Here is a 26743-nt window from a genome sequence, read left to right as displayed (position 1 = left end):
TGGAATATGAGGATGGCCTCGGAAAAAGCAAGAGCGTCGGTGGCGAATCCGCGTGCGCCGCAGCAAAAAAGAGGGCGCGAACGGGTCGCGGCACTCATGGCGAGCGCGGCAGCGCTGTTCGTCGAGAAGGGTTTCGACGCCACCACGATGACCGAGATCGCCGCCCGAGCCGGCGCCGCCATCGGCACGCTCTACCTTTTCTTCCCCACCAAGGAAGCGTTGGCGCAAGCCATTCTGGCCGAGAACGCGGAAACCCTGTCAACTCAGCTTGACGCCTTGCAGGAACAGGCCAAGGGCCTGGCGCCGGCAGCGATCGCCGACGCGCTGTTCGAGGTGCTGGGCCGTTTCGTCGCCACGCACCCGGTCTATTCCGCGTTGCTCGACCTGCCCGGTGACGATGGCTGGCGCCGCGCGATGCGGGCTCGCCGGCGCGACCAGATCGCCGCGCTGTTCGCGCGGGCCGAGCCGCCGCTTCCAGCCGGCAAGGCCGAGCGGCTCGCCGTCATCGTGCCGCAGCTGATGCGCATCCCGCTGGCGCTGGTCGGCGAGAAACGGTTGCGCGACGGCGTGCTCGAGGAATTAAGGCTGATGCTTGCAAGGCACCTCGAGGGCAGTGCGTAACCGGACGACTCAGCGCACCGCCTTCTCCCCACCGGCAGCCGTAATGACGCCGACGATGATCAGCCCCGTCAGCAGCAACCGCACGCCGGCGCTGACGCCGAACGTGTTGAGCATGGTGAGCAGCAACACCAGGAACAGCGCCGCGCCCCACACACCCGGCACATTGGCCTTGCCGCCGGCGACCGACGTGCCGCCGATGACGACGACAGCGATCGAGGCCAGCAGGTATTCATTGCCGATATCGACATTGGCGCCACGGAAATAACCGGCGAGCAGCGCACCGTCGATGCCGCCGAGCGCCCCCGACAGCGTATAGGTGAGGAAGCGGATGCGGCCGACATTGACGCCGGCGAGCCACGCGGCGCGGATGTTCTGGCCGATCGCCAGCACCGAGCGGCCATAGATCATGCGCTGCAAGGCGATGGCCGCCCCGATGGTGAACAGCACGGTCAGGATCGCCAGCACGGGAATGCCCAGGATCTGCCAATTGGTGAAATCGGCGAAGCCGGGCGGCGGCTTGATCTGCAGCCCGCGCCCATAGCTGATGTCGATCGACTGGATGATGAAGCTCGCCGACAAGGTGGCGATGATCGGTGGAATGCGCAGCGCCCAGATCAGCAGGTAGTTGACCGCGCCGATCGCCGCGCCGCAGGCGAGCGCGGCAAGCAGCCCGACCACGATCATGGCGTCGCTGCCTGCCATCACCTTCATGGCAACGGCACTGGCGAGCCCGATATTGGCCGGCAGCGACAGGTCGACATTGCCGGGCCCGAGCGTGATGACGAACATCTGGCCGACGCCGACGATGACGGTGAACACCGCGAGCGAGAGTGCCGCCGTGACCATGCCGCCGGCGCCATGGCCGCCGGTGAAGGCGATCGTCGCCAGCCACACGACAAGCGCGCCGACGAACGACCAGATCCAGGGTTTGGCCGCCAGCGATTTCACCAAGACCATCGCTCACCTCTCCCTGCGGCTGATCAGCACCCGCGCCGCCAACACGATGATCAGGATGGCGCCGTTGGCGGCCACCTGCCAGTCGGGTGGAATGTGCATGAAGGTGAGCAGCGGCGAGGCCGCCAGCGCCAGTGTCAGCGCGCCGATCACCGCGCCGATCGGCGACACCCGGCCGCCGACGAATTCGCCGCCGCCGAGGATGACGCCGGCGATCGCCAGCAGCGTGTAGCCATTGCCGATATTGGCGTCGGCCGAGGTGGTGATGCCGATCAGCGCCATGCCGGACAGCACGCCGAACAGGCCGGCCAGCGCGAACAGCACGACCTTGGTTTTGAGCAACGACCAGCCGGCACGTCGAAGCGCTGCCGGATTGCCGCCGGAACCGCGCAGGATCACGCCATAGGAGGTGCGCATCAGGCCAAAATGGACAATGAGACCGATCAGCAGCGCCGCGATGATCGGGAAGGGAATGAAAGGCGGCTTGAACGACATGATCGCAAGCAGCCAGTCCGGCGCCTTGCCGCCGGGCTTGGGCAGGACGAGAATGGCCAACCCCTGCCAGACGAAGCTCATGCCGAGCGTCACCACGATGGACGGCAGATTACGCAGATGGATCAGCGCGCCGAGCAGCGCATAGACGCCGATCGAGCCGAGCAGGATGGCGACGCCGATGAGCGGCGCGTCCTTCAGCCAGGTCGCGGTGACACAGCCGACGAAACCGACAAACGTGCCGATCGACAGGTCGAGCTCATTGCCTGATATGACGAACATCTGCGCGATCGTCGCCAGCGCGATCGGGATCGCCAGGTTCAGCATCAGGCTGAAGCCGAAGTAGCTGATCGCGCGTGGATTGAGCCAGGCAATGGCGAGCAGCACCAGCGCCAGGGACAGCGCCGGCAGCAAGCCACGCAGCAGGCGGGCGCGCGCCGCCGCATTGCGCGCCGCCGCCCCTTTGAAGCCATTGTCGATGGATGCTGCCGTCATCTCAGGCCGCATCGCCGAACGAGGACTGGATGATCTTTTCCTCCGTCAGTTCGTCGCGCGTGAGGTTGGCGACGATGCGGCCGTTCTTGAAGACATAGACGTGGTCGCAATTGTCGAGCTCTTCGGTTTCGGTCGTGTACCACAGGAAGGTGCGGCCGCGGCCAGCCTCCTCGCGCACGAGGTCGTACACTTCGAGCTTGGTGCCGATGTCGACGCCGCGCATCGGGTCGTCCATCAGCACGATCTGCGCGTCGGAGCCGAGCGCGCGGGCGAACAATGCCTTCTGCTGGTTGCCGCCCGACAGCGAGAAGATGTTGTTGTTCATGTCGGGCGTGCGGATGCCGATCCTCTTCTGCCAGGCCTCGGCAAGTTCGGCCTCGCGCTGTGGCGAGATCAACAACCCCTTGCGCAGGCGCGCCAGCGAACGGATGCCGATGTTCTGCGCGATCGACCATTGCGGGAAGATGCCGTCCGACTGACGGTCGCCCGCGACAAGCGCCACTGGCGCGGTCACCTCGATCCCCGTCTTGGCACGCGAGGCTCCGCTGAAGATCGCCAGCAGCAGGTCGGTCTGGCCATGACCGGCCAATCCGGCAAGGCCGATGATCTCGCCGGCCCGCGCCTCGAGGTCGGCGCCATCCTTCTGCGCGGCGGGCCGTGCCCGCACCCGCAGCGGACCCGCCCCGGGTTTCGCGGCAGCCGCTTGCGCCGCGATCTTGCGGCGTGCTTCCGCGCCGCCCATCACCGTCACCAGCCGGTCGCGGTCGAAGACATCGGCCGCATCCGACGCCACCACCTTGCCGTCGCGCATCACCACGATCCGGTCGGCGTTCTTCAGCACCTCGCCCAGCACATGCGAGATCAGGATGCAGCTCTTGCCGCCGGCGACGAAGCGGCGCACGAAGGCCAGCAATTGACCGGCCGTATGCGCGTCGAGCGACGATGTCGGCTCGTCGAGAATGACGAGATCGAGCCGGTCCTGGGTGACCGTGAAGGCGCGCGCCACCTCGACCATCTGGCGCCGCCCGATCGAGAGGTCGCCGACAATGTCCCAGGCCGAGATGCCATGGTCCGGGAAGATCTCGTCCAGCTTGGCGGTGATCAGCGCGGCCGCCTTGCGCCGCCAGCCGAAGCCGGAGAGCGAGGCATGGTTGATGCGCGTGTTCTCGGCGACGCTGAGGTTGGGGCAGAGTGACAGTTCCTGGAACACGCAACGTATGCCGAGTTTTTGCGCACGCGACACCGAGTAGTTCTCCTCGATGCCGCCATGCACGCCAATCCTGCCGCTGTCGGGCACCATCGTGCCCGCCACCATGTGCATCAGCGTCGATTTGCCGGCGCCATTGTGGCCGACCAGGCCGACGCACTCGCCAGGCCCGACATGAAAATCCACCCCGCCCAGCGCGCGAACGGCGCCGAAATGTTTTTCGGCGCCGTTCAGTCTGATGATGTCAGCGTTCCCTTCAGGCATGCTCAACGGTACTCGCTCGGCGATACGGACGGCAACGCTGCCGCGATGCTCACTTGATGTTGGCTTTGATGGCCGCCATTGCATCTGCCTGGCTGTATTCGTGGGTCGCGACGCCGCCTTCCTTGATCTTCGGCAGCGCGGCCTCGAAATCGTCCTGGGTGAAGGCCAGATATGGCACCAGGAGATCGTGCGGAATGTCCTTGCGGCCGTCGAGCACCTGTTGCGCCACCCAGAAGGCAAGCGAGGACACGCCGGGTGCGATCGAAGCCGACCAGGTCTTGTAGCCGTCCTTGTCCTTCTGTTCCTTCCACCACTTCAGCTCGTCCTGGCGGTTGCCCATGATGATGGTCGGGCGCGGCTTTTTGGCGGCGGCGAAAGCCTGTGCCGCGCCATAGCCGTCCCCGCCCTGATCGACGATGCCGACGACATCGGGCAGCGAGGGCAAGATGGTCGCGACCGCTTTCTGCGCCGTCGTCTGGTCCCAGTCGCCGGTCACCGAACCGACGATCTTGAATTCGGGATGGGCGGCGACGCCCTCGAGGATACCGGCATGGATGGCATCGTCGATGGACGTGCCGGCAAGGCCGCGGATTTCCAGCAGGTTCCCGCCCTTCGGCTGGAACTTGGCCATCTGCTCGATTTCCTGCTTGCCCATGTCCTTGAAGTCGACAACGACGCGATAGGCGCAGGGCTCGGTGACGATGCCGTCGAAGGAGACGACCACGATCCCGGCGTCGCAGGCCTGCTTGATGGCGCCGTTGAGCGCATCCGGCGAGGCGGCGTTGATGACGATGGCGTCATAGCCCTGCAGGATGAGGTTCTGCACCTGGGCTGCCTGCGTCGGCACCTCCTTGTCGGCGGTGGTGAAGATGTCGGCCGCGCCGACGATCTTGTCGGCGACCGCCTTCTTGGTGACGATGCCGTAGCTGTCGAGCATGGCTTGCCGCCACGAATTGCCGGCGTAATTGTTGGAGAACGCGATCTTCTTGCCGCTGGTGTCGGCAAGTGCGGTGCCCGAGGCCAACATAACCGTCAGCGCACCCAGAACGAGCAGTTTCTTCATATGATTTCCTCCCAAAGTTGCTAGTTTTGCCTGATGAGCGTTACGCACAGTCCCTGTTTTTTATCTATTGTCAGACAAATTCAGACGAACCGCAAGCTGTCAACTGCAAAGCTTGGCGTGCCTTCGATCAACTTGCGGTGCGATGATTGAAAAAGCCGCCCGCACATGGTCTAGGAGCACGACAGGAGGCCATTTGATGGCAGTAACGCCGACCGTCGCCAAAGGCGCCCCCGGAATACCGGCGCGCTGGACATCAAGCGCCAAGAGTGGCGTCGGCACCGCGTTTTCGGCCAGGAGCCCGCTCTGGTTCACCATCAGTCACGGCATCTTGAACGAGATCTATTATCCGCGTCTCGACAGCGCCTGCACGCGCGACATGGAGCTGATCGTCACCGGCCCCGGCGGCTATTTCTCGGAAGAGAAGCGCGACGCCGCGCACGCCATCGCGCCGTTCGAGGACGGCGTGCCGGGCTACAGGCTGACCAACACCGCGGACGGCGCCTACCGTATCGAAAAACGCATCATTACGGATCCGAAACGGCCTGTCCTGCTGCAGGAGATTGCATTCGTGCCGCTGAAAGGTCCAGCAGCCGGCTACCATGTCCACGCGCTGCTTGCGCCGCACCTCGTCAACGCGGGCATGGGCAATACCGCCTGGGTTGGCGAACACAAGGGCCAGCGCATGCTCTTTGCCACGGGGCGCGGCGTGTCACTGGCGCTGGTCTCATCACTGCCGTGGCATGGCTGTTCGGCCGGCTATGTCGGTTTCACCGACGGGTGGCAGCAATTGCAGAACGGCGGTGCGCTCGATCCCTCCTGCCAGCGGGCGGAAGACGGCAATGTCGCCCTGACCGGCGAGATCGGCTTTTCCGCTGGCAAGACCACGGCCTTGCTGGCGCTTGGCTTCGGCGCTTCGCCGGAAGCAGCAGCGGACCTGGCGCTGGCCAGCCTCAAGCAGGGTTTCGACGCCGCCGCCGAAACCTATGTCGCGAACTGGCGGGCATTTCAGACCGGACTGGAGAAGCTCGACCGCCACAGCGCCTCCGGGCTGAACACCTACCGTGTGAGCACAGCGGTTCTGGCCACGCATCTCTCGGTCGCGAGACCCGGCGCCGCCGTTGCCAGCCTGTCGATCCCATGGGGCTTCAACAAGGGCGACGACGATCTCGGCGGCTACCACCTGGTCTGGCCCCGCGATCTGGTCGAGACGGCTGGCGGTTTCCTTGCCGCCGGCGACGGCAAGCAGGCGCTGCGGATCCTGGCCTATCTGCGCTCGATCCAGCAGCCGGACGGTCACTGGCCGCAGAATGTCTGGTCGGACGGCACCGCCTACTGGCTCGGCATCCAGATGGACGAATGCGCCTTTCCGCTGCTTCTGGCCGACGCCTTGCGCCGCGCGGGCCATCTGCCGCGTGCCAGGCTCGCCGATTTCATGGCCATGATCGAAGCCGCCGCCTCCTATGTCGTGCGCAACGGCCCCGTCACCGGCGAGGACCGCTGGGAGGAAGACGCCGGATACAGCCCGTTCACGCTGGCCGTCGAGATCGCCGCGCTGCTTGCCGCCGCCGATATGCTGGATGTCGCCGGAAAGAGTGAGCCGGCAAACTACCTGCGCGAAACCGCTGACTGCTGGAACGATCAGGTTGAGCGCTGGACCTATGTCACGGGCACTCAGCTCTCCATCGACGTAGGCGTCACAGGCTATTATGTGCGTATCGCGCCGCCGGACGATGCGGGCGCCGCTACGCCGAAGGACGGCTTCGTGCCGATCAAGAACCGTCCACCGGCCGACACCGACAAACCGGCGGAAGCCATAGTCAGTCCCGACGCCCTGGCCCTGGTTCGCTTTGGCCTCAGGGCGGCCGACGATCCGCGCATCGTCGATACCGTCAAGGCCGTCGATGCGCTTTTGCGTTGCGATCTGCCGCAAGGCCCGATCTGGTACCGCTACACCAGTGACGGCTATGGCGAGCACGAGGATGGCGCGCCTTTTGACGGCACTGGCCAGGGACGCGCCTGGCCCTTGCTCACCGGCGAGCGGGCGCATTACGAGCTTGCCGCCGGCCGCAAGGAGAAAGCCGGGCAGCTTCTCGAGACCTTGGAGCGCTCGGCGGGCATAGGCGGGCTGCTGCCGGAACAGGTTTGGGACAGCGCGGATGTGCCCGACCGCGAGCTGTGGCTTGGCAAACCGTCGGGCAGTGCCATGCCACTGGTCTGGGCACATGCCGAGCACATCAAGCTGTTGCGCTCGCTCCGCGACGGCGCGGTCTTCGACATGCCGCCGCAAGGCGTCGAGCGCTACATCAAGGGCAAGACAAGCTCGCCGCTCAGGACATGGCGCTTCAACAACAAGATCCGCTCCATCCCGGCCGGCAAGGTTTTGCGCGTCGAGCTTTCGGCGCCAGGCGTCGTCCATTGGAGCAGCGACAAATGGCTGACGGTCCAGGACCACAAAACCAGCGAGAACGCTTTCGGCGTTCATCTGGTCGACCTGCCGGTCGCCGGACTGAAGCCGGGAGGCGCCCTCGTCTTCACTTTTTTCTGGCCCGATGCGATGCGTTGGGAGAATGTCGACTTCAGCGTTGGCATCGACGCATCATGATTAAGGCAGCGGGGCCGATAGATTTGTTCTTTCCTCAAACAATCGGGACGAAACCATGCAGATCGGAATGATGGGACTGGGCCGGATGGGCGCCAACATGGTCCGCCGCCTGATGCGCGACGGCCATGAATGCGTCGTCTACGACATCAACCCCGCCAGCGTCGCGGCCCTGGTGAGCGACGGCGCCCTGGGGGCGGCATCCCTGACAGAATTCGTCGGCAAGCTCGCCAAGCCGCGCTGTGTCTGGCTCATGCTGCCGGCCGCGATAACAGGCAAGATCATCGATCAGGTCGCGGCGCTGATGGAGCCCGGCGACATCGTCATAGACGGCGGCAATTCCTATTATCACGACGCCGTCGACCAGGCCGCTAAACTGGCCACCAAAGGTATCCATCTTGTCGATGTCGGCACGAGCGGCGGTGTCTGGGGCCTGGAGCGTGGCTACTGCCTGATGATCGGCGGCCCGGACGTGGCGGTACAACACCTCGATTCCATCTTCGCCACGCTGGCGCCGGGCGCCGATGCCGGCTCGCCCGCTCCCGACAAGGCGGCCGGAACCGCGCCCTTCGGCTACCTGCATTGCGGACCGAGCGGCGCCGGCCACTTCGTCAAGATGGTGCACAACGGCATCGAATATGGCGTCATGGCCGCCTATGCCGAAGGCATGAACATCCTGAAATCGGCCAATGCGGGCAAGCGGCAACGGACGGCGGACGCCGAGACCAGCCCGCTTGAGAACCCGCAATATTATCAGTTCGATATCGACCTTCCCCAGGTGGCCGAGGTCTGGCGGCATGGCAGCGTCATCGGTTCCTGGCTGCTCGATCTCACCGCCGGCGCGCTGAAGAGCGATCCGGGCCTGGCGAATTTCGGCGGCCGCGTTTCGGATTCGGGCGAAGGCCGCTGGACGCTGAAGGCGGCGATCGATACCGGCGTCCCGGCGCCGGTGCTGTCCTCGGCCTTGTTCGATCGCTTCTCCTCGCAAGGCGAATCCGAATTCGCCGACAAGCTGTTGTCCGCCATGCGTTATGCCTTCGGCGGCCATGTCGAGAAGCCAAAGGCTGGCCAGTGACGCCACAGCGGGAGACGCACGCATGAGCCAGGAACGGTCCGACACGCTGGTGCTCTTCGGAGCGACCGGCGACCTTGCCCACAAGAAGATATTTCCGGCACTTTACCAGATGGTCGCCAAGGGCACGCTCACCGAGCCGGTGATCGGCGTCGCCTTCGACGCCTGGGACTTGAAGCAGTTGCAGGACCGCGCCCGCGACGGCATCGTCAATGCGCTGGGCAAGATCGACGAGAAAGTCTTCGCCAAGTTCGCCTCGCTGCTGCGCTATGTCAGCGGCGACTATCGCGACCCGGCCACGTTCGAGAAGCTGAAGACCGCGCTTGGCAGCGCCCAGCGGCCGTTGCACTACATGGCGGTGCCGCCAACCATGTTCGAGACAGTCGTGCAGGGCCTGGAACAGTCGGGCACGGCGCATGGCGCGCGGCTGATGGTGGAAAAGCCCTTCGGCCATGATCTGCAATCGGCGCGCTGGCTGAACCGCGTGCTGCATCTGGTGTTCGACGAACAGTCGATCTTCCGCATCGACCACTATCTCGGCAAGGAAGCGATCCAGAACCTGCTCTATTTCCGCTTCGCCAATTCCTTCCTCGAGCCGATCTGGAACCGCAATTTCGTCGAGAGCGTGCAGATCACCATGGCCGAGGATTTCGGCATCGAGGGCCGCGGTAAATTCTATGACGATGTCGGCTGCATCCGCGACGTCATCGAGAACCACCTGCTCAACATCCTTTTGCTGCTCGCCATGGAACCTCCGGTCGGGCGCTCCGCCGACGACCTGATCGACGAGAAGGTCCAGGTGCTGCGCGCGATCCGCACGCTGACCAGGGACGATGTCGTGCGCGGCCAGTTCACCGGCTACCTCGCCGAGCCCGGCGTCAAGCCGAACTCGCCGGTCGAGACCTTCGCGGCGGTGCGTTTCTTCGTCGACACCTGGCGTTGGCAGGACGTGCCGTTCTTCATCCGCGCCGGCAAGAACATGCCGGTGCATGTCACCGAGGTGGTGGTGCGGCTGAAACGGCCGCCGCTCGACGTCTTCGATCCGATCAAGCCCGCCGACCAGAACTACGTGCGTTTCCGCATCGACCCGCAGGTGGTGATCGCCATCGGCGCGCAGCGCAAGGCGCCCGGCGACGACATGGTCGGCGAACAGGTGGAATTGACGGCGCTCGACGACAGCAAGGCCGACATGCCGCCCTACGAGCGCCTGATCGGCGACGCCATGAACGGCAATGGCCAGCTCTTCACCCGCCAGGACGCGGCAGAACTGGCCTGGCGCATCGTCGGGCCAGTGCTTGGCGACACCACGCCGCCGCATCTCTACGACCCGAAGACATGGGGGCCGGCGGACGCCATGGCCGGCTTCGGCCCGCCCAATGGCTGGATCGACCCGGTGGCATGAGCGGAGGGGACCCGATGGCCAAGGCGGTGAAGCAAGCAGCAGCCGGCCCCGAGCAGATCGTGCTGGCGATCGACATTGGCGGCTCGCACGTCAAGATCCTGACCAGCGCCGGCGGCACGGAGCGCCGGGACGATTCCGGCCCGGACCTGACGCCGCAGCAGATGATCGACAAGGTGAAGAAGCTCGCCGAGGGCCTCCCCTACGACGTCATATCGATGGGCTATCCAGGCCCGGTGCGTCACAGCAAGCCAGTGCTCGACCCGATGAATCTCGGCAAGGGTTGGGCCGGCTTCGATTTCGCCGCGCAGTTCGGCAAGCCGGTCAAGATGGTCAATGATGCGCTGATGCAAGCCATCGGCAGCTATGAAGGCGGGCGCATGCTGTTCCTGGGCCTCGGCACCGGCCTCGGTGCGGCGATGGTCTTCGACAATGTCGGGCTGCCCATGGAACTCGCCCACCTTCCTTACAAGAAGACCAAGAGCTTCGAGGACTATGTCGGCGAGCGCGGCCTGGAAAGGCGCGGCAAGAGAAAATGGCGCGAATCTGTCTTCGACGTCGTCGACCGGCTGCGCGCCGCCCTGCAACCAGACTATGTCATCATTGGCGGCGGCAATGTCGACAAGCTCGACGAGTTGCCGCCCGAGTCCAGGCGCGGTGACAACACACGCGCCTTCGAAGGTGGATTTCGTCTGTGGCGAGACAAGGCCTTGATCGTCTGATATTATTACAGTTTAGTATAGTTGTTCAAAATAACGTGTGACGGCGCGCTAGATCATTGCGTTATGCAGATTTGCCGACTAGGAATTTCGCCGCACTGTCCGGCGTGCTCCAGTGGATACGCTCAAGACGCTTCAGCATTTTTGATGTGTGCCCAGTCCTGCCGAAAACGATTCTGATTTTCGAGGCCGTGTGCCACAGACGGAGGAAACATTGACCGACGATAGCAACGACGCTCGCAAAGACATCGACCTTCTCGAGCTGACCGCCCATATCGTGTCCGCTTACGTCGAGAAGAATCGCCTGCCCGTCTCCGGCCTTGCCGACCTCATCGCCAGCGTCGCCACCTCGATCGGCGGGCTCGGAAAGCCGGCCGTGCCGGTGGCGGCCCCCCTGGTTCCCGCTGTCAACCCGAAGAAGTCGGTGACGCCGGATTTCATCATCTGCCTCGAGGACGGCAAGAAGTTCAAATCGCTGAAGCGCCATCTCGGCGTGCATTTCGGCCTGACGCCGGACGCTTATCGCGCCAAATGGGGTTTGCCGGCGGACTATCCGATGGTTGCGCCCAACTATGCGGCCTCGCGCTCGGAGCTGGCGAAGTCGATCGGCCTCGGCCGCAAGGCCGTCGAAGTGGTGCCCGTCAAGGCCAAGGGCCGGAAGGCCAAGGTCTCGGCCTGAGAAGATCAGTCCTGAGCCAATCGTTAGGACGACTGGAACAGAAGCCTGCCGGCGAATTCGCCTTGGCAGGCTTCACGTTTTTGTGGCTTGGATGAACCGGACAGGTTTTGGGGGGAAGCGAAGCCATGAACTACACCAGGATGGTGATCGAGAAGGAAGCACCGGAGGAATACGGTTACGACCGCATCCGCTACAATCTCTCCGAAAGCTCGATCGCCGATCAGAAGCTTTCCGACATCGGGCTGTCGCTGCCGGATCTGACACTGTTCTATGGCGAGCATCGCGGCGACAAGGACTTACGCGCGCTGGTCGCGGCGCAGGATGCCGGCATTTCGCCCGATGACGTGCTGGTCACCGCCGGTGCCGCCGGCGCGCTGTTCATCATCTCGACCTCGCTTTTGTCGACGAGCGACCATCTCGTCGTCATCAGGCCCAACTACGCCACCAACATCGAAACGCCACGCGCGATCGGCTGCGCCATCAGCTTTGTCGACCTCGCCTTCGAGAACGGATTTGCCATCGATGTCGACGCCATCAAGGCCGCGATCCGGCCGACCACGAAGCTGATCAGCGTCACCTGCCCGCACAACCCGACCGGCACGATGATGTCGCGCGCCGATCTCGACGCGCTGGTGGCGCTCGCCGAGGCCCATAACTGCCATTTGCTGGTCGACGAAACCTATCGCGATCTTTCCTATGGCAGGCGGCTGCCGTCGGCGGCCTCGCTGAGCAAGAAGGCGATCAGCGTCTCGTCGCTGTCCAAGGCCTTCGGCATTCCCGGCATCCGCATCGGCTGGCTGATCACCAGGGATGCCGCCCTTCAGGAGACATTCCTCGCCGCCAAGGAACAGATCGGCATCTGCGGCAGCGTCATCGACGAAGGCATTGCGCACGGCATGCTGGAGCGCCGGGACACGTTCCTCGCGGCGCTGCTGCCCGAGATGGCCAAGCGCCGCGATATCGTCCAGGCCTGGATCGATCGCGAGCCGCTGGTCGACTGGGTGCGGCCCGAAGGCGGTGTCGTCGGCTTCCCGCGCCTCAATGTCGAACCCGGCCTGCACCTCGACCGTTTCTACGCGAACCTGCTGGAGAACCACGGCACCTATGTCGGACCCGGCCACTGGTTCGAAATGGAAAAACGCTTCTTCCGCGTCGGTTTTGGCTGGCCGACGGAAGCCGAGTTGAAAGGCGGGCTCGAAGCAATTTCGGCGGCGCTGCGGCAGTAACTTCCTCGTGCAGCCGAAGGAAAAGGTGCAAGGTCCCTTGATCCTGCAGCGATTTTAACGCATATGCGCGCCGAACTTTACTAAGTTTCATTGGCCGGAACAGCGCCCTTTCGGGAAGTGCCCCGCCAGCCGGTGCAATCGCAACGGGGCCTCTCTCCATGACACCAGTACAAACTTCCCCGGAGCAGCGTTACGCCGCCTTCCGGCACAAAGCCTTCCTCAGCTACTGGACGGCACGCTTTCTGACCACTTTCGCGACCATGATCGTCTCCGTCGCCGTCGGCTGGCAGATCTATGATTTGACGCGCGATCCCTTCGACCTTGGCATTGTCGGCATCGTCCAGTTCCTGCCGTCGCTGCTTTTGGTGCTTGTCACGGGTGTTGTTGCCGACCGGTTCGGCCGCCGCCTGATCATGGCTCTGGCCACGGTGGTCGAGGCAAGCTGCGCGCTCGTGCTCCTGTCCTTCACGCTGCACGGCCTCGTCAGTCCGCTGCCGATCTTCGTCGTCCTGGCGCTGTTCGGCATGGCGCGCGCTTTTTACGGACCGGCCTCGTCGTCGCTGTTCGCCAATCTGGTGCCGCCGGAGGATTTCGGCAATGCGATTGCCTGGAACTCGTCCGCCTGGCAGACGGCGACCATCGTTGGGCCGGTCGCGGGCGGCCTGCTCTACGGCGTTTCGCCGGAGGCCGCATACGCCGTCGCCTCCGTGCTGATGCTGGTGGCCGGCCTGCTGATCTTCACCATTCCCAAGCCCGCCCAGCAGACCGCCACCGACAAGCCGACGATGGAGACGCTGTTTGCCGGCTTCCGCTACATCTGGAGCGAGAAGATCGTGCTCGGCGCCATCTCGCTCGATCTCTTCGCCGTGCTCCTGTCCGGCGCCTCCGCGCTGCTGCCGGTCTATGCGCGCGATATTCTTGAACTCGGCCCCTGGGGCCTCGGCCTGTTGCGCTCGGCGCCCGGCATCGGCGCCATCTGCGTCGCCATCTGGCTCGCCGGGCATCCGCTTCGCGACAATGCCGGCAAGATCATGCTCGGCTTTGTCGCTGCCTTCGGCGCCTGCACCGTATTGTTTGGCCTGTCGACCGTCACCTGGCTGTCGATCGTCGCGCTGGCCCTTCTCGGCGCCACCGACATGTTCAGCGTCTACATCAGGGAGACGCTGATCCAGTTGTGGACGCCGGACGCGGTGCGCGGCCGCGTCAACGCCGTCAACCAGGTTTTCGTCGGCGCCTCCAACGAAGTCGGCGAATTCCGCGCTGGCACCATGGCGGCGCTGATCGGCACCGTGCCTGCGGTGGTGATCGGCGGCGTCGGGGCGATCGCGGTGGCGGGACTGTGGGCGTATCTGTTCCCGCAATTGCGCAGGGTGCGGCATCTGAACGGGCGCAACTGACGCTGCTGATCGTCAGCAACATTACATCACCTGTTCACAGGAGCTGCCATGATCACCTGTTACCTGAAATATGTCATCGACCCCTACAAGCTTACCGAGTTTGAAGAATACGGCCGTCGCTGGATCGGTCTGGTCAATCGCCTGGGCGGCAACCATCATGGCTATTTCCTTCCGAGCGAAGGAGCGAACAATATCGCCTATGCCATGTTCAGCTTTCCGAGCCTTGCCGACTACGAGGACTATCGCAAGCGGATGGCGGCCGACCCCGAATGCCAGGAGGTGTTTGAAACGGAAAAGCGCAATCGCAGCATTATCAGCTACGAGCGCAGCTTCTTGCGGCCGGTGCTCGAACCCTAGAGAATTTGCAGCGAGACGGTTCTGTCCGGAATTGCGACGCAGCTAACGTACGACCGGCCTGCCGAACACCATGCGCAAAAACTCGTCCAGCCAGCGCTTCAGGTGCATGTCCCAGATCAGCCGGCCGCCGAGGTGATCGCGGCCGGGCTGTGCGCCCGGCAGTTCGAAGCGGTGGGCTCCGCGCACCACCCAGCGCTGCATCATCACCCTTGTCAGTTCGCCATGGAACTGGATGCCCCAGGCATTGTCGCCATAGCGGAAGGCCTGGTTGGGATAGGTCTCGGCCGTCGCCAGCAGTGTCGCGTCGCTGGGCAGCGAAAAACCCTCGCGGTGGAACTGGTAGACCATGTCGGGCCAGTGCATCAGTTTCCTGCCGGCCTCGGTCGCCTTGAGCGGATACCAGCCGATCTCGACCAGCCCTTCGCCGTGCCCCTCGACCTTGCCGCCGAGATGGTTGACCAGCATCTGCGCGCCGAGGCAGATGCCAAGACATGGCCGGTTCTCCTTGAGCGGAATCTTCAGCCAGTCGGTCTCGCGGCGGACGAATTCGTCCTCGTCATTGGCGCTCATCGGCCCGCCGAACACCACCGTGCCGGCGTGGCCATCCAGCGTTTCCGGCAAGGCGTCGCCCAGCGGCGGCCGGCGGATGTCGAGCTCGAAACCCTCTTCGATGAGCATGTGGCCGACGCGTCCGGGGCTCGAATTCTCCTGATGCAGCACGATCAGGATCTTTGGCTTCGAACGCGTTCCGTGCGGCATCTGTAGGCGAGATCCCGTCTATTCGTCGCTGGATGTTCCACGCGCGCCCGGCGCATGCGCCGCCGCCTTGCGGCGCGCCTCGACCCGGTCATGGCGCTCGACGCCGATCAGCTCGGCGACACGCCAGACCGTATTGTCCTCGAGCTCATGCAGCTCGCCATCGGCATAGACGATCTCCCACATCAGGCCGATGAACGCCTTGCGCCCCTCGGCGTCGAGATGGCGCTTGAGCACGCTGGTGAAGGCGTAGAGATCGATCGCCTCGTTGTCGGCGCGTTCGCCGGCGGCGGCGAGCGCTTCCAGTTCGGCGCCACTGATCGAATAGCTCTCCGCCAGCACCGCCTTGAACCGCTCCCATTCGACGTCCTGGCGCACGCCGTCGGCATTCATCACATGGTAGAGCAGCGCCGAGGCGGCAACACGAGGATCATCCGCGCTGGCATGCGCACCGGCGCCGGCCGGCAGGTCCCTGAGAAACGACAGAACGCGTTCGAACATCAATCCATTCCCAAACGGCCCAATGGGCCTGCCCAAATCAAAACAGCCGGAACCGGCGCGGCGACTTCTCCGCCTCGTCGTCCGGATCGACGCCGGGATCGTCCGGCAGGCGAGCCAGTTCCTCCGCCGGCTCCACGGCCTCGGCATCGGCCGGCACCGCCGCGAACGCAGCCGCCGTGACCGGGGTAACATGGTCCTCGCGGCTCTCGACGTCCTTGCCCCTCGCCTCGCTGGCCGGGGCGGCATGATCGATCACGTCGATCGGCTTTTCACTGGCCGGCTTCGCCAGCGCTTCGATGACCGGCACGGCGGCGTCAGGTGCATCGTCACGGCTGTCGATCAACTGGCCAAGCCGCTCCATCGGCGCGCGCCACTCGAAGGCGTCAAGCCGTCCGGTGACCGGCGACACCGGCGCCCAGCGTTCCGATACGACGCCGTCGGCCACCCAGGCCGGGTCCCGGGGTGCCCGCAAGGCCTTGGAGAGCAATTGCCGAACCTTGCCCTGGTCACCGGTCTCGGCCTCCTCGATATCGGCCAGAAGCAGATACGCACCCTCGCGGCGGTCCATCCGGATCGCGGCCTCGGCTTCGCTGCGGGCGGTCGAAAAATCCTGCGCGTCGAGCGCCGCACGCGCCACCGTCATCGAGGATTCGGCGTGGTTCTTCTTCATTTCCTGCAGCTTCTTCGCCCTGTTGAGGCGGTCGAGCACGGCATCGCCCGGACGAGCATGGGTGTAGAGCTCGGCGATCTCGGGATGCGGCTCGGCCCTCCAGGCCGTCTCCAGGATCTTGGAGCCTTTTCGCACATCGTTCTGCTTGAAGAGCGCTGCCGCGGCGGCGACGGCGGCCGGCGCGAAATCCGGCCTGAGCTTGTTCGCCTCCAGCGCCGCCGTCCTGGCGGCGGCGGGATCGCTGTCGGCGAGCGATTGCGCCTTGGCGGTCAACAGCACGGCGCGACGGCGGCTGGCGGCATCGCGTTCGATCTGCCGCGTCGACTTCTGCGCCTCGACCAGCTTCAAGGCGCCGTCCCAGTCACCGCGCGCCGTCAACTCCTCGAGCGTCGATTCGGCCGCCCAGGCCAGTTGCGGCGCAACGGCGGCGGCACGGCCGGCATAGTGGCGGGCGGCATTGCGGTCGCCCAGCCGTTCGGCTTCCAGATAAAGCCCGCGCAGGCCGAGCAGCCGCATTTCGGGATCGTCGAGCATGCTCTCGAATTTCTGCCGCGCGCCTTCATGGTCGCCCTCGAGCAGCGACGCCTGCGCCTCGAGCAGATGGATCAGCGGCTCCTGGTCGGAACGGATCAGTTTGGCCGCTTCCTTGGTCTTCTTGCGCGCCAGCGCGCCATCGCCGGCGCCGGCGGCGATCATGCCGGTCGACAGCGCCTGGTAGCCGCGGTCGCGGCGGCGCACGCGGAAATAGCGCGATATGGTGTAGGGGCTGTTCCACAGCGACCTGACCAGCCACCACAGGATCATCACCGCGGCGACGACGGCGACGATGGCCACCGCAGCCACCATCAGGCTGACCTGATACTGGTAGCCGTTGAAGGTGACGACCATGTCGCCCGGCCGGTCGGCCAGCCAGGCAAAGCCCAGACCGAGCGCGAAGACGACGATGAGGAAGGCGAGCAGGCGGATCATCGTGTTGCCCTCATGCCTTCATCGCGCCGGAGATCAGGGCGTCGACCTGGGTTTCGACCTCGATGCGCGCCTTCAGTTTGCCGGCAAAGTCGGCGCCCGCGGCCTTCGCCGCTTCAGGCAGCGAATTATACTCGGTGAGCGCCTTGGCATAGTCGCCCTGGGTGACCGCCACTTCCATGCGCGCCACGGTTTCGGGTGCGCCCACCCCCTCGACGGCGCCGATCGGCCGGACCTTGACCAGCGATTCGGCGCTCGACATCAGGTTCTGCAGGAAGCCGGCATTCTGGTCGACCGGCGTGGCGGCGGCGACCATGGCATTGGCGGCGGCATCCATCTGCGAGGCGATCTCGGTACGGGTCGGAACGCCCTTTTCGGCATAGGGCCGCAAGGTCGCGAGTTCAGGCGCGTTGGGAGAGATCGCGGCCAGAGTATCGAGCTCCGCCGAGAACGGCGCGCCGCGTTCGAGCGCCGACTTCAAGGCCGACGCGGCAATGGCGAGCGCGATCTTGGGCTGACCCGCAGCCGCCTCGACCTTGCCGGAAAGCTGCGACACCGACTGCTCCAGCGCGGTCAGCCGGCCATCCCTGGCCTTCGCCGCCTCGTCCGTTGCTTTCACCAGCGCGTCGAGACCGGCCAGTTTTTCGTTGAGCGGCCCGAGATCGACAGGTGCGGCGCTGCCGGCCTTGCCGAGAGCGGCGACCGCAGCTTCGATCTGCTTGACCTTGTCGCCGAGCGCGGCAAGCCCGGCACCGTTGCCGGCGCCACCCTGCTCGACCGCCGATTTCAGCGCCGCGACATCGGCCTTTACCTGCTCCAGACCCGAGGAAAGCCCGACCATCTTGGCCGCCGCGTCATTGTTGCCGCCGGTTTCCTTCAAGCCGGCGATTTCGCTCTTCAGCGAGGCGATCTCGCCATTGACGCCGTCCAGTGAGACGCCGGCGCCGGAACCGGGCGCGCCAAGCAGGCCCGCAAACTGCAGGCCGCCGGCGCCGACCAGCGCGATGACGCCGCCGATAAGGCCGGCGGCAATACCGTTGACGCCGCCACGCTTCGCCGGAGGAGGAGTTGGCGCCATTTTCTCGCCCCGTGTGTCGGTTTTTGCCTTGCTGTCGTCGGCGCGCTTCGCCGACGCGTCCTCGAAATTGTAGTCCGAGGCCCTGGCGGCGTCGGACGGTGCATCCGAACCGGGATAGGGCAGCTCTGGCCCAGCGGCTTTGGCCTCCACGGGCGGCTCTGTCCCGGCCTGCCCGGCGGCATCGGCGTGTTCCCAGGGTTCAAGGTCGGTCTGGTCGGCATGCACCGGCTCTTCGGGAATCTCCGCTTGAGACCCTTCCGCGGCCTGGGCCTCTTCGCTTGTCGCTGGCGACTTCGCGGCATCCTCGTCGACGATACGGGAGACGGCGCCGGGCTCGAGATCGATGGTCACCGGCTCGCGGCGGCTTTTCGAGTGTCGCATCTTCGGCGTCTTGACCATGCCTGGCTCCGCAAAATTCGCTTCGTCTCAACGCCTGGCGGCGCGTGATGGTTCACAAAGGGTCTAGCACATCACCAAGCGGTGAAAAGGGGCGGTGTGATGACGCGGGTCAGCGGGGCGGCGGCAAAAGCGCCAGCAGGGCTTCCTCATCGGGCTCCCCGGCGACGCGGATCGCCCTGCCGCCACTGTCGTCGAAGGCAGCGGCGATGCGCGCGGAAAGAGCGAAAAAGCGTGTCTTTTCAAAAACCCCTTGCAAGTCAGGCCGTGTGGCCAGAACCCGCATCGCGGCGGCCGCCTTGGCCGAATAGAGCAGCACCGCATCGACCGGCCGGCCGGACATAAGCGCAAGGATGGTACCATCCGAATGCCGCACCGGGAGCGTGTCATATGTCTCCACGGCGTGGACCAGGACCCCAGCTGCTTCCAGCCTCTGCTCGAACAGCGGAAACCGCACGCGGCCGCAGGGATAGACGATTGCCTTGCCGGGAAACGCGGTCGCAAGGCTATCGGCCAACGCCTCGGCATCGCCGGCGCCTTCAACGACCGACGAGAACCCCATCTTGCGAGCCGCTTCGCCGGTCCTGGCCCCCACGGCGTGGCAAGGCAGGGCGGCGAGCGCCGCGATCACTTCCCTGGGGGCATGACGCAAGGCATTGGCGCTGGTGACGGCAACGGCGACAGCGTCATCTGGAATCAGCCCGGCATCGACAGGCAAAGTCGCCGTTTCAGTCAGCGGCAGGAGAACCGGCTGAAAGCCTGTGTCCTGAAGCCGCCGGGCCGTGCGCGAGGCGCCCGGTTCCGGTCTGGTCACCAGGACGCGAAGCATGTTCAGACCCAGCCGTCGAAGAACTTTTCGCCGGCCTTGGCCCGCACCGTCCGCGCGGCCTCATCGCCGATGCGGGCGGCATCCTGTGCTGCTCCTTGCAGTTCGACCGTGTGCGACTGCGTGCCGTCGGGCGAGATGATCAGGCCGGCGAAGGTGAGTTTTCCGGCATCGATCACCGCATAGCCGGCGATCGGCGTGCGGCAGGAACCGTCGAGCGCCGCCAGGAAGGCGCGCTCGCAGGCGAGTGCCTGTCCGGTCGGCACATCGTGGATCGCCACCAGCATCCTCTCGACAGCGCGATCGCCGATGCGCGTCTCGATGCCGATCGCGCCTTGGCCGGGCGCCGGCGGGAATATCTCGAGCGGCATCAAATCGGTGGCGACATGTTCGAGCCCCAGCCGCTTCAGCCCGGCATAAGCGAGGATGGTTCCAGCCGCGACGCCTTCGTCGAGCTTGCGCAGCCGCGTCTGCACATTGCCGCGGAACATCACCACGTCGAGATCCGGCCGCATGCGGCGGATCAGCGCCTGCCGCCTGAGCGATGAAGAGCCCACTTTGGCGCCGCGCGGCAGTTCGGCGATCGTCTTCACCGCCTTGCCGACAAAGGCGTCGCGCGCATCCTCGCGCGGCAGGAAGGCGGAGAGCTCGAGGCCGCCAGGCAATTGCGTCGGCATGTCCTTGGACGAATGGACGGCGATGTCGATCGCGCCGGCGAGCAGCGCTTCCTCGATCTCCTTGGTGAACAGGCCCTTGCCGCCGGCCTCCGACAGCGGACGGTCCTGGATGCGGTCGCCGCTCGTCGAAATGACGACAACCTCGAAGGCATCCGCCGGCATTTTATGCGCCGCCATCAGACGCGCCTGCGTTTCATGCGCCTGGGCGAGCGCCAGCGGGCTGCCGCGTGTTCCGATTTTCAAGGTTGTTTGCATGGCGCGCGGTCCGTGATAACCCCCGGCCAGAGCATTTTGCAGCCAAGTGGAGCCACCTGGCGTCGCGGAAACGCGGCTGGAATAACCGAGGCCTTTTCGGGCTTTCTCCTAACGGGGAAAGGCCCGATAAACAATCTCTTGGGATAGCGACGAATTGATCCGTGTTCTGGGCATTGAGACGAGTTGCGACGAGACAGCCGCCAGTGTCGTGGCGCTCGAGGGCGATGCCGCGCCGAAAATCCTGTCCAACGTCGTGCTTTCCCAGATCGAGGAGCATGCCGCCTTCGGCGGCGTCGTGCCCGAGATTGCCGCGCGCGCCCATGTCGAGGCGCTGGACGGCATCGTCGAGGCGGCCCTAGCCGATTCGGGCACGGCCCTTGCCGATATCGATGCCATCGCCGCCACCGCCGGCCCCGGCCTGGTCGGCGGCCTGATCGTCGGGCTGATGACGGCCAAGGCGATCGCCGCGGCGGCGGGCAAGCCGCTGATCGCCATCAACCACCTGGAAGGCCACGCCTTGACGGCACGGCTGACCGACGGGCTCGAGTTTCCCTATTTGCTGCTGCTCGTCTCCGGCGGTCACACGCAGATCCTGGCCGTGCGCGGTGTCGGCGACTATCAGCGCTGGGCCACCACCATTGATGACGCGCTCGGCGAAGCCTTCGACAAGACCGCCAAGATGCTCGGCCTGCCCTATCCCGGCGGCCCGAATGTCGAGAAGGCGGCACGGAGCGGCGACCCCATGCGCTTTGCCTTTCCCAGGCCGATGAAGGGATCGGCGCAGCCCGATTTCTCCTTCTCCGGCCTGAAGACCGCCGTGCGCCAGGCCGCCACGGCGATCGAGCCGCTGAGCGACCAGGACGTCGCCGACATCTGCGCCTCATTCCAGGCGGCGGTCGCCGATGCGCTTGCCGACCGTGTATCGCGCGCGTTGGCACGGTTCAGCGAAACATTTCCCGGCACCAGGAACCCGGCGCTGGTCGTCGCCGGCGGCGTCGCCGCCAACCGCACGATCAAGGCGACGCTGGAGCGGCTTTGCGCCCAGGCCGGTTTCACCTTTGTCGCGCCGCCGCTGAAACTTTGCACCGACAATGCGGCGATGATCGCCTGGGCCGGCATCGAGCGCCTGCGAGAAGGCATGGCGCAGGAGAACGGCTTCGATTTCGTGCCGCGTTCGCGCTGGCCGCTGGACAGCATCTCGGCGCCGATGGTCGGCTCCGGCCGGCGCGGAGCCAAGGCATGACGGGTGAAGCCAGGAACAATCCAGGCAAAAGCGGCTGGCGTGTCGCCGTGCTCGGCGGCGGCGCCTGGGGCACGGCGCTGGCGCTGGCCATGCTGCGCGCCGGACATGCGGTGCGGCTCTTCGCGCGCGATCCGGAAACCGTGGCCGCGATCGGCCGGGGCCAGAACCCGCGCTACCTGCCCGGCATCGCGATTGCGCCCGGCATCGAAGCGACATCGGACATCAGGGCGGCGCTCGCCGGTGCCGATTGCGTGTTGGCGGTGACACCGGCGCAGTCCTTGCGGGCGACGCTGGCGGCCGCGAAGGACCATATTCCGGACGGCATCCCGCTCGTTCTCTGCGCCAAGGGCATCGAGCGCGACACCGGCTCCTTGCTGTCGGCGATTGTCACCGAGATCCTGCCGCGAAACCCTGTCGCCGCCTTGTCTGGCCCGAGCTTCGCCACCGATGTCGCCCGAGGCCTGCCGACAGCGGTAGTGGTGGCCGCCGGCGACGAGGCCCTGGCGGCCGACCTCGCTGCCCGCTTTTCCGCGGAGAATCTGCGTTGCTATTCGAGCGACGACCTGATCGGCGTCGAGATCGGCGGCGCCCTGAAGAATGTCTTTGCGATTGCCGCGGGTGCCGTCACCGGCGCCGGGCTCGGCGCCAGCGCCCAGGCCGCGATGGTGACGCGTGGCTTCGTCGAACTGCGCCGCATCGGCGCCGCCTTCGGCGCCCGGCCAGAGACGCTGATGGGGCTTTCCGGCCTTGGCGACCTGCTGCTGACCTGCTCGTCGGCGCAATCGCGCAATTTCGCCTACGGGCTGGCGCTCGGGCAGGGCAAGTCGCTTTCCGGACTGCCGCTGGCGGAAGGCGTGCCGACCGCGGCGATCGCCGCTCGCATCGCCGCCGAACGCGGCATCGACGCCCCGATCATCACCGCAGTCGCTGCCATACTGGACGGCACCATCACCATCCGCCAGGCTGTGACGGCCTTGATGACCCGGCCGCTGAAGACCGAAACCAACGATTGATCCCCACGACTTTGATCCCCCAAATCCCAATCCGCCAAATCTCGACCCCAAGACCAGGAGAAAAACCATGCTGTTTGCTTTGATTTGCAAGGACAAGCCGGGAAGCCTGCAGGTGCGCCTCGACACGCGGCCCGAGCATGTCGCCTTTCTCGAGGGGCTGAATGGCGACAAGAAACTGGCGTTTGCCGGTCCGTTCCTCGATGCCGACGGCAAGCCCAATGGCAGCCTCGTGGTCGTCGAGGCGCCGGATCTGGCGGGAGCGCAGGCCCTGTCGGCCGCCGACCCCTATGCCAAGGCCGGACTGTTCGAAAACGTCGAAATCCGCCCGTGGAACTGGACGTTCAACAAGCCGGCGGCTAGTTAATCTCGGTCGCTCGCAGCAGGGCCGCAAGGAGAGAAGAAATGAACTACTGGCTGTTCAAATCGGAGCCGTTCAAGTTCTCCTTCGAGATGCTGAAGGCCAAGGGCAAAGCCGGCACGCAGTGGGATGGCGTACGCAATTACGCCGCCCGCAACAACATGAAGGCCATGCAGATCGGCGATCTCGGCTTCTTCTACCATTCCAACGAGGGGCTGAACGTGGTCGGCATCGCCGAGGTCTGCGCGCTCGCCCATCCCGACACCACGTCGGACGATCCGCGTTGGGAGTGCGTCGATGTCCGCGCTTTCAAGGATGTCCCCAACCCGCCGACGCTGGCGGAGATCAAGGCCAACCCGAAGCTTGCCGAGATGGCGCTGGTGCGGCTTGGACGGCTTTCCGTGCAGCCGGTCACCCCGGCCGAATGGAAGGAAGTCTGCCGCATGGGCGGCTTGACGCCGGCTCCGTGACCGCCCTCACCCCGCACAGCGCCAGGCAGTTCATCCTCGACAACACCGCGCTGATGGCGCCGCCGCATGTACCTGAGATTCTGCTTCATCTTGCCGATGAAGCGCACGATCTTTGGCAGCGCACCGAGGACGAACTGGTCGAGATCGGCCTGCCGCCACCCTTCTGGGCCTTCGCCTGGGCCGGCGGCCAGGGCCTCGCCCGCTATATCCTGGACAATCCCGAGACGGTGCGGGCCAAGCGCGTGCTCGACTTCGCCTCGGGTTCCGGCCTTGTCGGGATCGCCGCCGCCAGGGCGGGTGCTGCCCAAGTGACCGCCGCCGACATCGATCCGTTCTGCGCCACCGCCATACGTCTCAATGGTGAGGCCAATGGCGTCGGCGTCGATTTCCTAGGCATGGACTGCATCGGCACCGATGCGGGCTGGGATGTGATCCTCGCCGGTGACGTTTTCTACGACAGATCCTTCGCCGACCGCCTGATGCCGTGGTTCGCAACGCTCAAGGCGCGTGGCGCCGAGATCCTCGTGGGAGATCCCGGCCGGTCGTATCTGCCAGGATCAGGGCTGGAACCGCTTGCGGTCTATGAGGTCGCCGTCACGCGGGCACTGGAGGATTCGCTGGTCAAGCGCACCACCGTCTGGCGCTTTGCTTGACGCCACCGCCGAACAGGCGTTTCCATAAAATCCGCATCGGAGGGGCAAGCTCATGGATTTTTCGGCAGTGAACTGGCTGGCGGTGATCGCCGCCGCCGTCTTGGCCTGGCTGTTCGGAGCCGCCTGGTACATGGCCCTGAGCAAAGCGTGGCTGAAGGCGGCCAGGCTCGATCCGGCGACGATGAAGAAATCGCCGTTGCCTTTCGTCATCAGCTTCATCGCCGAACTGGTCATGGCCTATATCATGGCCCTGGTCGTCGGCGCGATGACCGGCGGTGAGCCGACACTGCTTGCCGGGCTTGTCTTCGGCTTCGTGCTGTGGCTGGGTTTCATCGCGACAACGCTGTCGGTAAATCATCGCTACGAGAATTTCGGCTGGGACCTGACCCTCATCGATGGCGGTCACTGGCTGGGTGTGCTGTTGATCATCGGTGCGGTGATCGGCTGGTTCGGTGCCGCGGCAAGCTGAGAGTGGGTTGACGATGGCAGATGAGTCCGGTTTCCCGCGCGACCTGGTGTTCACCCGGGTCTGCCACGTCAAACAGGGCTATGACGACCGGCGCCGCCACATTGTCCGCGAATTCGAGCGGCGCGGCGTGCCGGTCTATTTCTATACCGACTGGGATCAGGCCGACATCACGCCGGAGATCCGCGACGAGTTGATCGCGCCGGCCTTTACCCACCCTCCGGCCGTCTCGCTGGCGCTGAAGCATGTCGGCATCTGGCGCGATTTCCTCGAGACCGACCAGCCTTATTGCCTGGTGTTCGAGGACGACGTGTTCCTCGCCCGCGACTTCGTCGCCAAGTTCCGGCAGGGACTGGCCGAGCTCGGCAGCCCCAAGCGCAAGGCCGTCATCTATCTCGGCAATGGCAGCAACTACTACACACCGAGCTGGAAACTGCGGAAGGGTCAAAGGCTCTACCCGGCACTGCATGCGCGCTGTGCCGATTCCTATCTCATCACCCGGCCGGTGGCGGAAGCGCGCTGCGCCTGGGTCGACCGCAACAAGATCTTCACGGCGATCGACCACCAGATCGAACAGATGGACGAAGAGCTGGGGGTCGAAATGTTGTGGTTCGAACGGCCGATCGCTGAACAGGGAAGCGAAAATGGAGCATTCCACACGTCCGTTTCCGGCAAGCCGCATTCGCTTCTGTACAAAAGCCTGAAATGGAAGTGGAAGAAATACACCCGCATGATCTTCGGCCACAATGCCAGGTCGTGAGCTCAATCTGGCCGTGATGATCTATGCCTTGTCCGTCGTTCGCGTCCTGGCCACTTCCTCCAGTATCCATTCACGGAAAGCGACGATGCGGGGGTCGTCAACCATCCCCTGGGGATAGACCAGGAAATAGGCGTATTCGGGCGCGACCTTGATGCTGAGCGCGAAGGGCTGCACCAGCCGGCCTTCGGAAAGGTCGTTCGCCACCATGGCGAAATCGGCGAGTGCGACGGCGTTGCCGTCGAGCGCCGCCTGGACCGCATCCGTGGAGGTGCCGAAGACAACGGTGCGGCTGTCGTCGAAATCGTCGACACCGGCCGCCGCCATCCACATGCGCCAGTTCGGCCATGTCACCCCCTGCCGCGCCCATTCGATATGGGCGAGCGTGTGGAGGAAGAGGTCGCGCGGTTCGCGCAACGGTGGCCCGGACGCCAGCAGGCCTGGGCTGCACACCGGGATGATGATGTTGTCGAACAGGCGGTGCGCGCAAAGCCCCGGATACTTGCCGGCGCCGAAGCGGATGCCGACATCGACATCATCCAGGTCGAAATCACGCAGCCCGTAGGCGATGTCGAACCTGAGCTCGATCCCCGGCCTTTGCTTGCGGAAATCCTCGACGCGCCGCATCAGCCATTTCGCCGCGAACTGGGCATCCAGCGTTACCTTCAGAAACTCCGTCCCGCGTGCCATCTTGCGCGCCCGCATGACGGCCCGCCCAAGCAGGTCGAGCGTGTCGGTCGCGGCCTCGAACAGCACCGTGCCCGCCTCCGTCAGACGGATGGTGCGGCTGGTGCGCGTAAAAAGCACGATGCCGAGCTGATCCTCGATTTCCTTGATCTGGTGGCTGACTGCCGCCGGCGTCAGCCCAAGTTCGTCGGCGGCGCGAGTGAAATTGAGGTGACGCGCCGCCGCCTCCAGCGTCCTCAACGCCCGCGTTCCCGGCAGCAGGGTTGCCATCAGCGCGTAACCCGGGAAAAGTGTTCCATGGCGCCTCAATCCTCAAATAAAACTTGATGATTGAGAAAAAACTACTCGTTTCCTTCCAAGATTTCAATCCGGCATGATGCACGCACTGAAACACCATCAAACCGGATTTGAAGTCAGGAAGAACGGA

27 protein-coding genes are annotated in these 26743 nt (G+C 65.0%); 16 read left to right on the top strand and 11 right to left on the bottom strand.

Annotated features, from left to right (window positions below; translation table 11 throughout):
* The first annotated feature begins 96 nt into the window (after window positions 1–96).
* The gene (locus tag EB230_RS05870) at window positions 97–621 is read left to right on the top strand and encodes a TetR/AcrR family transcriptional regulator (protein WP_162258938.1); all 525 of its coding nucleotides are present in this window, start codon (window positions 97–99) and stop codon (window positions 619–621) included.
* Between the two features lie 9 nt (window positions 622–630).
* On the opposite strand, the gene EB230_RS05865 is transcribed toward EB230_RS05870, so the two are convergent.
* From EB230_RS05865 to EB230_RS05850, 4 genes are read right to left on the bottom strand one after another with little or no spacing between them, the layout of a single operon-like run.
* Window positions 631–1578 carry an ABC transporter permease gene (locus EB230_RS05865; protein WP_172371799.1) on the bottom strand — a complete coding sequence of 316 codons (948 nt, stop codon included), beginning with the start codon at window positions 1576–1578 and terminating at the stop codon, window positions 631–633.
* 3 nt (window positions 1579–1581) lie between these two features.
* A complete protein-coding gene (locus EB230_RS05860; RefSeq protein ID WP_056574803.1) occupies window positions 1582–2562 on the bottom strand; it encodes an ABC transporter permease in 981 nt (326 codons plus the stop codon).
* Between the two features lies 1 nt (window position 2563).
* Window positions 2564–4033, bottom strand: coding sequence for a sugar ABC transporter ATP-binding protein (locus EB230_RS05855; RefSeq protein WP_172371797.1), 1470 nt, complete (start codon window positions 4031–4033; stop codon window positions 2564–2566).
* Between the two features lie 49 nt (window positions 4034–4082).
* Window positions 4083–5096, bottom strand: coding sequence for an ABC transporter substrate-binding protein (locus EB230_RS05850; protein ID WP_056574797.1), 1014 nt, complete (start codon window positions 5094–5096; stop codon window positions 4083–4085).
* 196 nt (window positions 5097–5292) lie between these two features.
* Between EB230_RS05850 and EB230_RS05845 the strand changes: the two genes are divergently transcribed.
* The 8 genes from EB230_RS05845 to EB230_RS05810 all read left to right on the top strand — a co-directional run bounded on the left by EB230_RS05845 (window position 5293) and on the right by EB230_RS05810 (window position 14544).
* Window positions 5293–7698 (top strand): glucan 1,4-alpha-glucosidase, encoded by a 2406-nt coding sequence (locus EB230_RS05845; RefSeq protein ID WP_172371795.1) that lies wholly within the window; start codon window positions 5293–5295, stop codon window positions 7696–7698.
* A 55-nt stretch (window positions 7699–7753) separates the two neighbouring features.
* Window positions 7754–8770 (top strand): phosphogluconate dehydrogenase (NAD(+)-dependent, decarboxylating), encoded by a 1017-nt coding sequence (gene gnd, locus EB230_RS05840; protein WP_056574791.1) that lies wholly within the window; start codon window positions 7754–7756, stop codon window positions 8768–8770.
* Between the two features lie 22 nt (window positions 8771–8792).
* Window positions 8793–10169, top strand: coding sequence for a glucose-6-phosphate dehydrogenase (gene zwf / locus EB230_RS05835; RefSeq protein ID WP_172371793.1), 1377 nt, complete (start codon window positions 8793–8795; stop codon window positions 10167–10169).
* A 14-nt stretch (window positions 10170–10183) separates the two neighbouring features.
* A complete protein-coding gene (locus EB230_RS05830; protein WP_172375007.1) occupies window positions 10184–10888 on the top strand; it encodes an ROK family protein in 705 nt (234 codons plus the stop codon).
* A gap of 211 nt (window positions 10889–11099) precedes the next feature.
* Window positions 11100–11564: a MucR family transcriptional regulator gene (locus EB230_RS05825; protein WP_056574785.1), complete on the top strand. Its 465-nt coding sequence runs from the start codon at window positions 11100–11102 to the stop codon at window positions 11562–11564.
* A 125-nt stretch (window positions 11565–11689) separates the two neighbouring features.
* Window positions 11690–12790: an aminotransferase class I/II-fold pyridoxal phosphate-dependent enzyme gene (locus EB230_RS05820; RefSeq protein ID WP_056574782.1), complete on the top strand. Its 1101-nt coding sequence runs from the start codon at window positions 11690–11692 to the stop codon at window positions 12788–12790.
* A 158-nt stretch (window positions 12791–12948) separates the two neighbouring features.
* Complete coding sequence (locus tag EB230_RS05815; protein ID WP_056574779.1) at window positions 12949–14187, top strand: MFS transporter; 1239 nt, start codon at window positions 12949–12951, stop codon at window positions 14185–14187.
* 48 nt (window positions 14188–14235) lie between these two features.
* Window positions 14236–14544: an NIPSNAP family protein gene (locus EB230_RS05810; protein ID WP_172371790.1), complete on the top strand. Its 309-nt coding sequence runs from the start codon at window positions 14236–14238 to the stop codon at window positions 14542–14544.
* Window positions 14545–14586: 42 nt separating this feature from the next.
* Here EB230_RS05810 and EB230_RS05805 read toward each other — a convergent pair whose 3' ends face one another.
* The 6 genes from EB230_RS05805 to hemC all read right to left on the bottom strand — a co-directional run bounded on the left by EB230_RS05805 (window position 14587) and on the right by hemC (window position 20669).
* Complete coding sequence (locus EB230_RS05805; protein WP_056574773.1) at window positions 14587–15303, bottom strand: glutamine amidotransferase; 717 nt, start codon at window positions 15301–15303, stop codon at window positions 14587–14589.
* An 18-nt stretch (window positions 15304–15321) separates the two neighbouring features.
* On the bottom strand, window positions 15322–15801 hold the full coding sequence (locus EB230_RS05800; RefSeq protein ID WP_172371788.1) for a TerB family tellurite resistance protein: 480 nt from the start codon (window positions 15799–15801) through the stop codon (window positions 15322–15324).
* Between the two features lie 37 nt (window positions 15802–15838).
* Entirely contained in the window at window positions 15839–17440 is a 1602-nt protein-coding gene (locus EB230_RS05795) for a heme biosynthesis protein HemY (RefSeq protein ID WP_172371786.1), read from the bottom strand.
* A gap of 10 nt (window positions 17441–17450) precedes the next feature.
* Window positions 17451–18914 carry a COG4223 family protein gene (locus tag EB230_RS05790; protein ID WP_056574766.1) on the bottom strand — a complete coding sequence of 488 codons (1464 nt, stop codon included), beginning with the start codon at window positions 18912–18914 and terminating at the stop codon, window positions 17451–17453.
* Between the two features lie 109 nt (window positions 18915–19023).
* A complete protein-coding gene (locus EB230_RS05785) occupies window positions 19024–19740 on the bottom strand; it encodes a uroporphyrinogen-III synthase (RefSeq protein ID WP_172371784.1) in 717 nt (238 codons plus the stop codon).
* 2 nt (window positions 19741–19742) lie between these two features.
* The gene (hemC, locus tag EB230_RS05780) at window positions 19743–20669 is read right to left on the bottom strand and encodes a hydroxymethylbilane synthase (RefSeq protein ID WP_056574761.1); all 927 of its coding nucleotides are present in this window, start codon (window positions 20667–20669) and stop codon (window positions 19743–19745) included.
* Between the two features lie 157 nt (window positions 20670–20826).
* On the opposite strand from hemC, the gene tsaD reads away from it, so the two are divergent.
* From tsaD to EB230_RS05745, 7 genes are all read left to right on the top strand, one after another.
* A complete protein-coding gene (gene tsaD, locus EB230_RS05775) occupies window positions 20827–21912 on the top strand; it encodes a tRNA (adenosine(37)-N6)-threonylcarbamoyltransferase complex transferase subunit TsaD (RefSeq protein WP_171883344.1) in 1086 nt (361 codons plus the stop codon).
* Window positions 21909–22925 carry an NAD(P)H-dependent glycerol-3-phosphate dehydrogenase gene (locus tag EB230_RS05770; RefSeq protein ID WP_056574756.1) on the top strand — a complete coding sequence of 339 codons (1017 nt, stop codon included), beginning with the start codon at window positions 21909–21911 and terminating at the stop codon, window positions 22923–22925. Before tsaD ends, EB230_RS05770 begins: the two co-directional genes overlap by 4 nt.
* Window positions 22926–22992: 67 nt before the next feature.
* On the top strand, window positions 22993–23289 hold the full coding sequence (locus EB230_RS05765) for a YciI-like protein (protein WP_056574754.1): 297 nt from the start codon (window positions 22993–22995) through the stop codon (window positions 23287–23289).
* Window positions 23290–23327: 38 nt separating this feature from the next.
* Window positions 23328–23753: an EVE domain-containing protein gene (locus EB230_RS05760; RefSeq protein ID WP_056574751.1), complete on the top strand. Its 426-nt coding sequence runs from the start codon at window positions 23328–23330 to the stop codon at window positions 23751–23753.
* Complete coding sequence (locus tag EB230_RS05755; RefSeq protein WP_056576411.1) at window positions 23750–24406, top strand: methyltransferase; 657 nt, start codon at window positions 23750–23752, stop codon at window positions 24404–24406. The genes EB230_RS05760 and EB230_RS05755 overlap by 4 nt, the downstream gene beginning before the upstream one ends.
* A gap of 52 nt (window positions 24407–24458) precedes the next feature.
* Window positions 24459–24875: a DUF1761 domain-containing protein gene (locus EB230_RS05750; RefSeq protein WP_172371782.1), complete on the top strand. Its 417-nt coding sequence runs from the start codon at window positions 24459–24461 to the stop codon at window positions 24873–24875.
* Window positions 24876–24888: 13 nt separating this feature from the next.
* Entirely contained in the window at window positions 24889–25632 is a 744-nt protein-coding gene (locus tag EB230_RS05745) for a glycosyltransferase family 25 protein (protein ID WP_056574746.1), read from the top strand.
* A 21-nt stretch (window positions 25633–25653) separates the two neighbouring features.
* Here the strand turns inward: EB230_RS05745 and gcvA are convergent, their stop codons facing one another.
* Window positions 25654–26586 carry a transcriptional regulator GcvA gene (gcvA, locus tag EB230_RS05740; RefSeq protein WP_056574743.1) on the bottom strand — a complete coding sequence of 311 codons (933 nt, stop codon included), beginning with the start codon at window positions 26584–26586 and terminating at the stop codon, window positions 25654–25656.
* Window positions 26587–26743 lie beyond the last annotated feature (157 nt).

The organism is Mesorhizobium sp. NZP2234 (genome assembly GCF_013170765.1).
Classification (GTDB): Bacteria; Pseudomonadota; Alphaproteobacteria; order Rhizobiales; family Rhizobiaceae; genus Mesorhizobium; species Mesorhizobium loti_D.
The sequence above is the reverse complement of the archived record's forward strand: the minus strand, read 5'-3'. Positions and strand labels throughout refer to the sequence as shown.

Excerpts from the sequence above, each read along its gene's own strand:
- EB230_RS05760 (WP_056574751.1), top strand. The coding sequence starts at position 23,328 with ATGAACTACTGGCTGTTCAAATCGGAGCCGTTCAAGTTCTCCTTCGAG.
- zwf (WP_172371793.1), top strand. The coding sequence starts at position 8,793 with ATGAGCCAGGAACGGTCCGACACGCTGGTGCTCTTCGGAGCGACCGGC.
- EB230_RS05750 (WP_172371782.1), top strand. The coding sequence starts at position 24,459 with ATGGATTTTTCGGCAGTGAACTGGCTGGCGGTGATCGCCGCCGCCGTC.
- EB230_RS05805 (WP_056574773.1), bottom strand. The coding sequence starts at position 15,303 with ATGCCGCACGGAACGCGTTCGAAGCCAAAGATCCTGATCGTGCTGCAT.
- EB230_RS05870 (WP_162258938.1), top strand. The coding sequence starts at position 97 with ATGGCGAGCGCGGCAGCGCTGTTCGTCGAGAAGGGTTTCGACGCCACC.
- EB230_RS05790 (WP_056574766.1), bottom strand. The coding sequence starts at position 18,914 with ATGGTCAAGACGCCGAAGATGCGACACTCGAAAAGCCGCCGCGAGCCG.
- EB230_RS05800 (WP_172371788.1), bottom strand. The coding sequence starts at position 15,801 with ATGTTCGAACGCGTTCTGTCGTTTCTCAGGGACCTGCCGGCCGGCGCC.
- EB230_RS05830 (WP_172375007.1), top strand. The coding sequence starts at position 10,184 with ATGGCCAAGGCGGTGAAGCAAGCAGCAGCCGGCCCCGAGCAGATCGTG.
- gnd (WP_056574791.1), top strand. The coding sequence starts at position 7,754 with ATGCAGATCGGAATGATGGGACTGGGCCGGATGGGCGCCAACATGGTC.
- EB230_RS05855 (WP_172371797.1), bottom strand. The coding sequence starts at position 4,033 with ATGCCTGAAGGGAACGCTGACATCATCAGACTGAACGGCGCCGAAAAA.
- EB230_RS05765 (WP_056574754.1), top strand. The coding sequence starts at position 22,993 with ATGCTGTTTGCTTTGATTTGCAAGGACAAGCCGGGAAGCCTGCAGGTG.
- EB230_RS05810 (WP_172371790.1), top strand. The coding sequence starts at position 14,236 with ATGATCACCTGTTACCTGAAATATGTCATCGACCCCTACAAGCTTACC.
- EB230_RS05745 (WP_056574746.1), top strand. The coding sequence starts at position 24,889 with ATGGCAGATGAGTCCGGTTTCCCGCGCGACCTGGTGTTCACCCGGGTC.
- EB230_RS05785 (WP_172371784.1), bottom strand. The coding sequence starts at position 19,740 with ATGCTTCGCGTCCTGGTGACCAGACCGGAACCGGGCGCCTCGCGCACG.
- EB230_RS05845 (WP_172371795.1), top strand. The coding sequence starts at position 5,293 with ATGGCAGTAACGCCGACCGTCGCCAAAGGCGCCCCCGGAATACCGGCG.
- EB230_RS05820 (WP_056574782.1), top strand. The coding sequence starts at position 11,690 with ATGAACTACACCAGGATGGTGATCGAGAAGGAAGCACCGGAGGAATAC.
- EB230_RS05860 (WP_056574803.1), bottom strand. The coding sequence starts at position 2,562 with ATGACGGCAGCATCCATCGACAATGGCTTCAAAGGGGCGGCGGCGCGC.
- EB230_RS05815 (WP_056574779.1), top strand. The coding sequence starts at position 12,949 with ATGACACCAGTACAAACTTCCCCGGAGCAGCGTTACGCCGCCTTCCGG.
- EB230_RS05795 (WP_172371786.1), bottom strand. The coding sequence starts at position 17,440 with ATGATCCGCCTGCTCGCCTTCCTCATCGTCGTCTTCGCGCTCGGTCTG.
- EB230_RS05770 (WP_056574756.1), top strand. The coding sequence starts at position 21,909 with ATGACGGGTGAAGCCAGGAACAATCCAGGCAAAAGCGGCTGGCGTGTC.
- EB230_RS05865 (WP_172371799.1), bottom strand. The coding sequence starts at position 1,578 with ATGGTCTTGGTGAAATCGCTGGCGGCCAAACCCTGGATCTGGTCGTTC.
- EB230_RS05850 (WP_056574797.1), bottom strand. The coding sequence starts at position 5,096 with ATGAAGAAACTGCTCGTTCTGGGTGCGCTGACGGTTATGTTGGCCTCG.
- hemC (WP_056574761.1), bottom strand. The coding sequence starts at position 20,669 with ATGCAAACAACCTTGAAAATCGGAACACGCGGCAGCCCGCTGGCGCTC.
- gcvA (WP_056574743.1), bottom strand. The coding sequence starts at position 26,586 with ATGGCAACCCTGCTGCCGGGAACGCGGGCGTTGAGGACGCTGGAGGCG.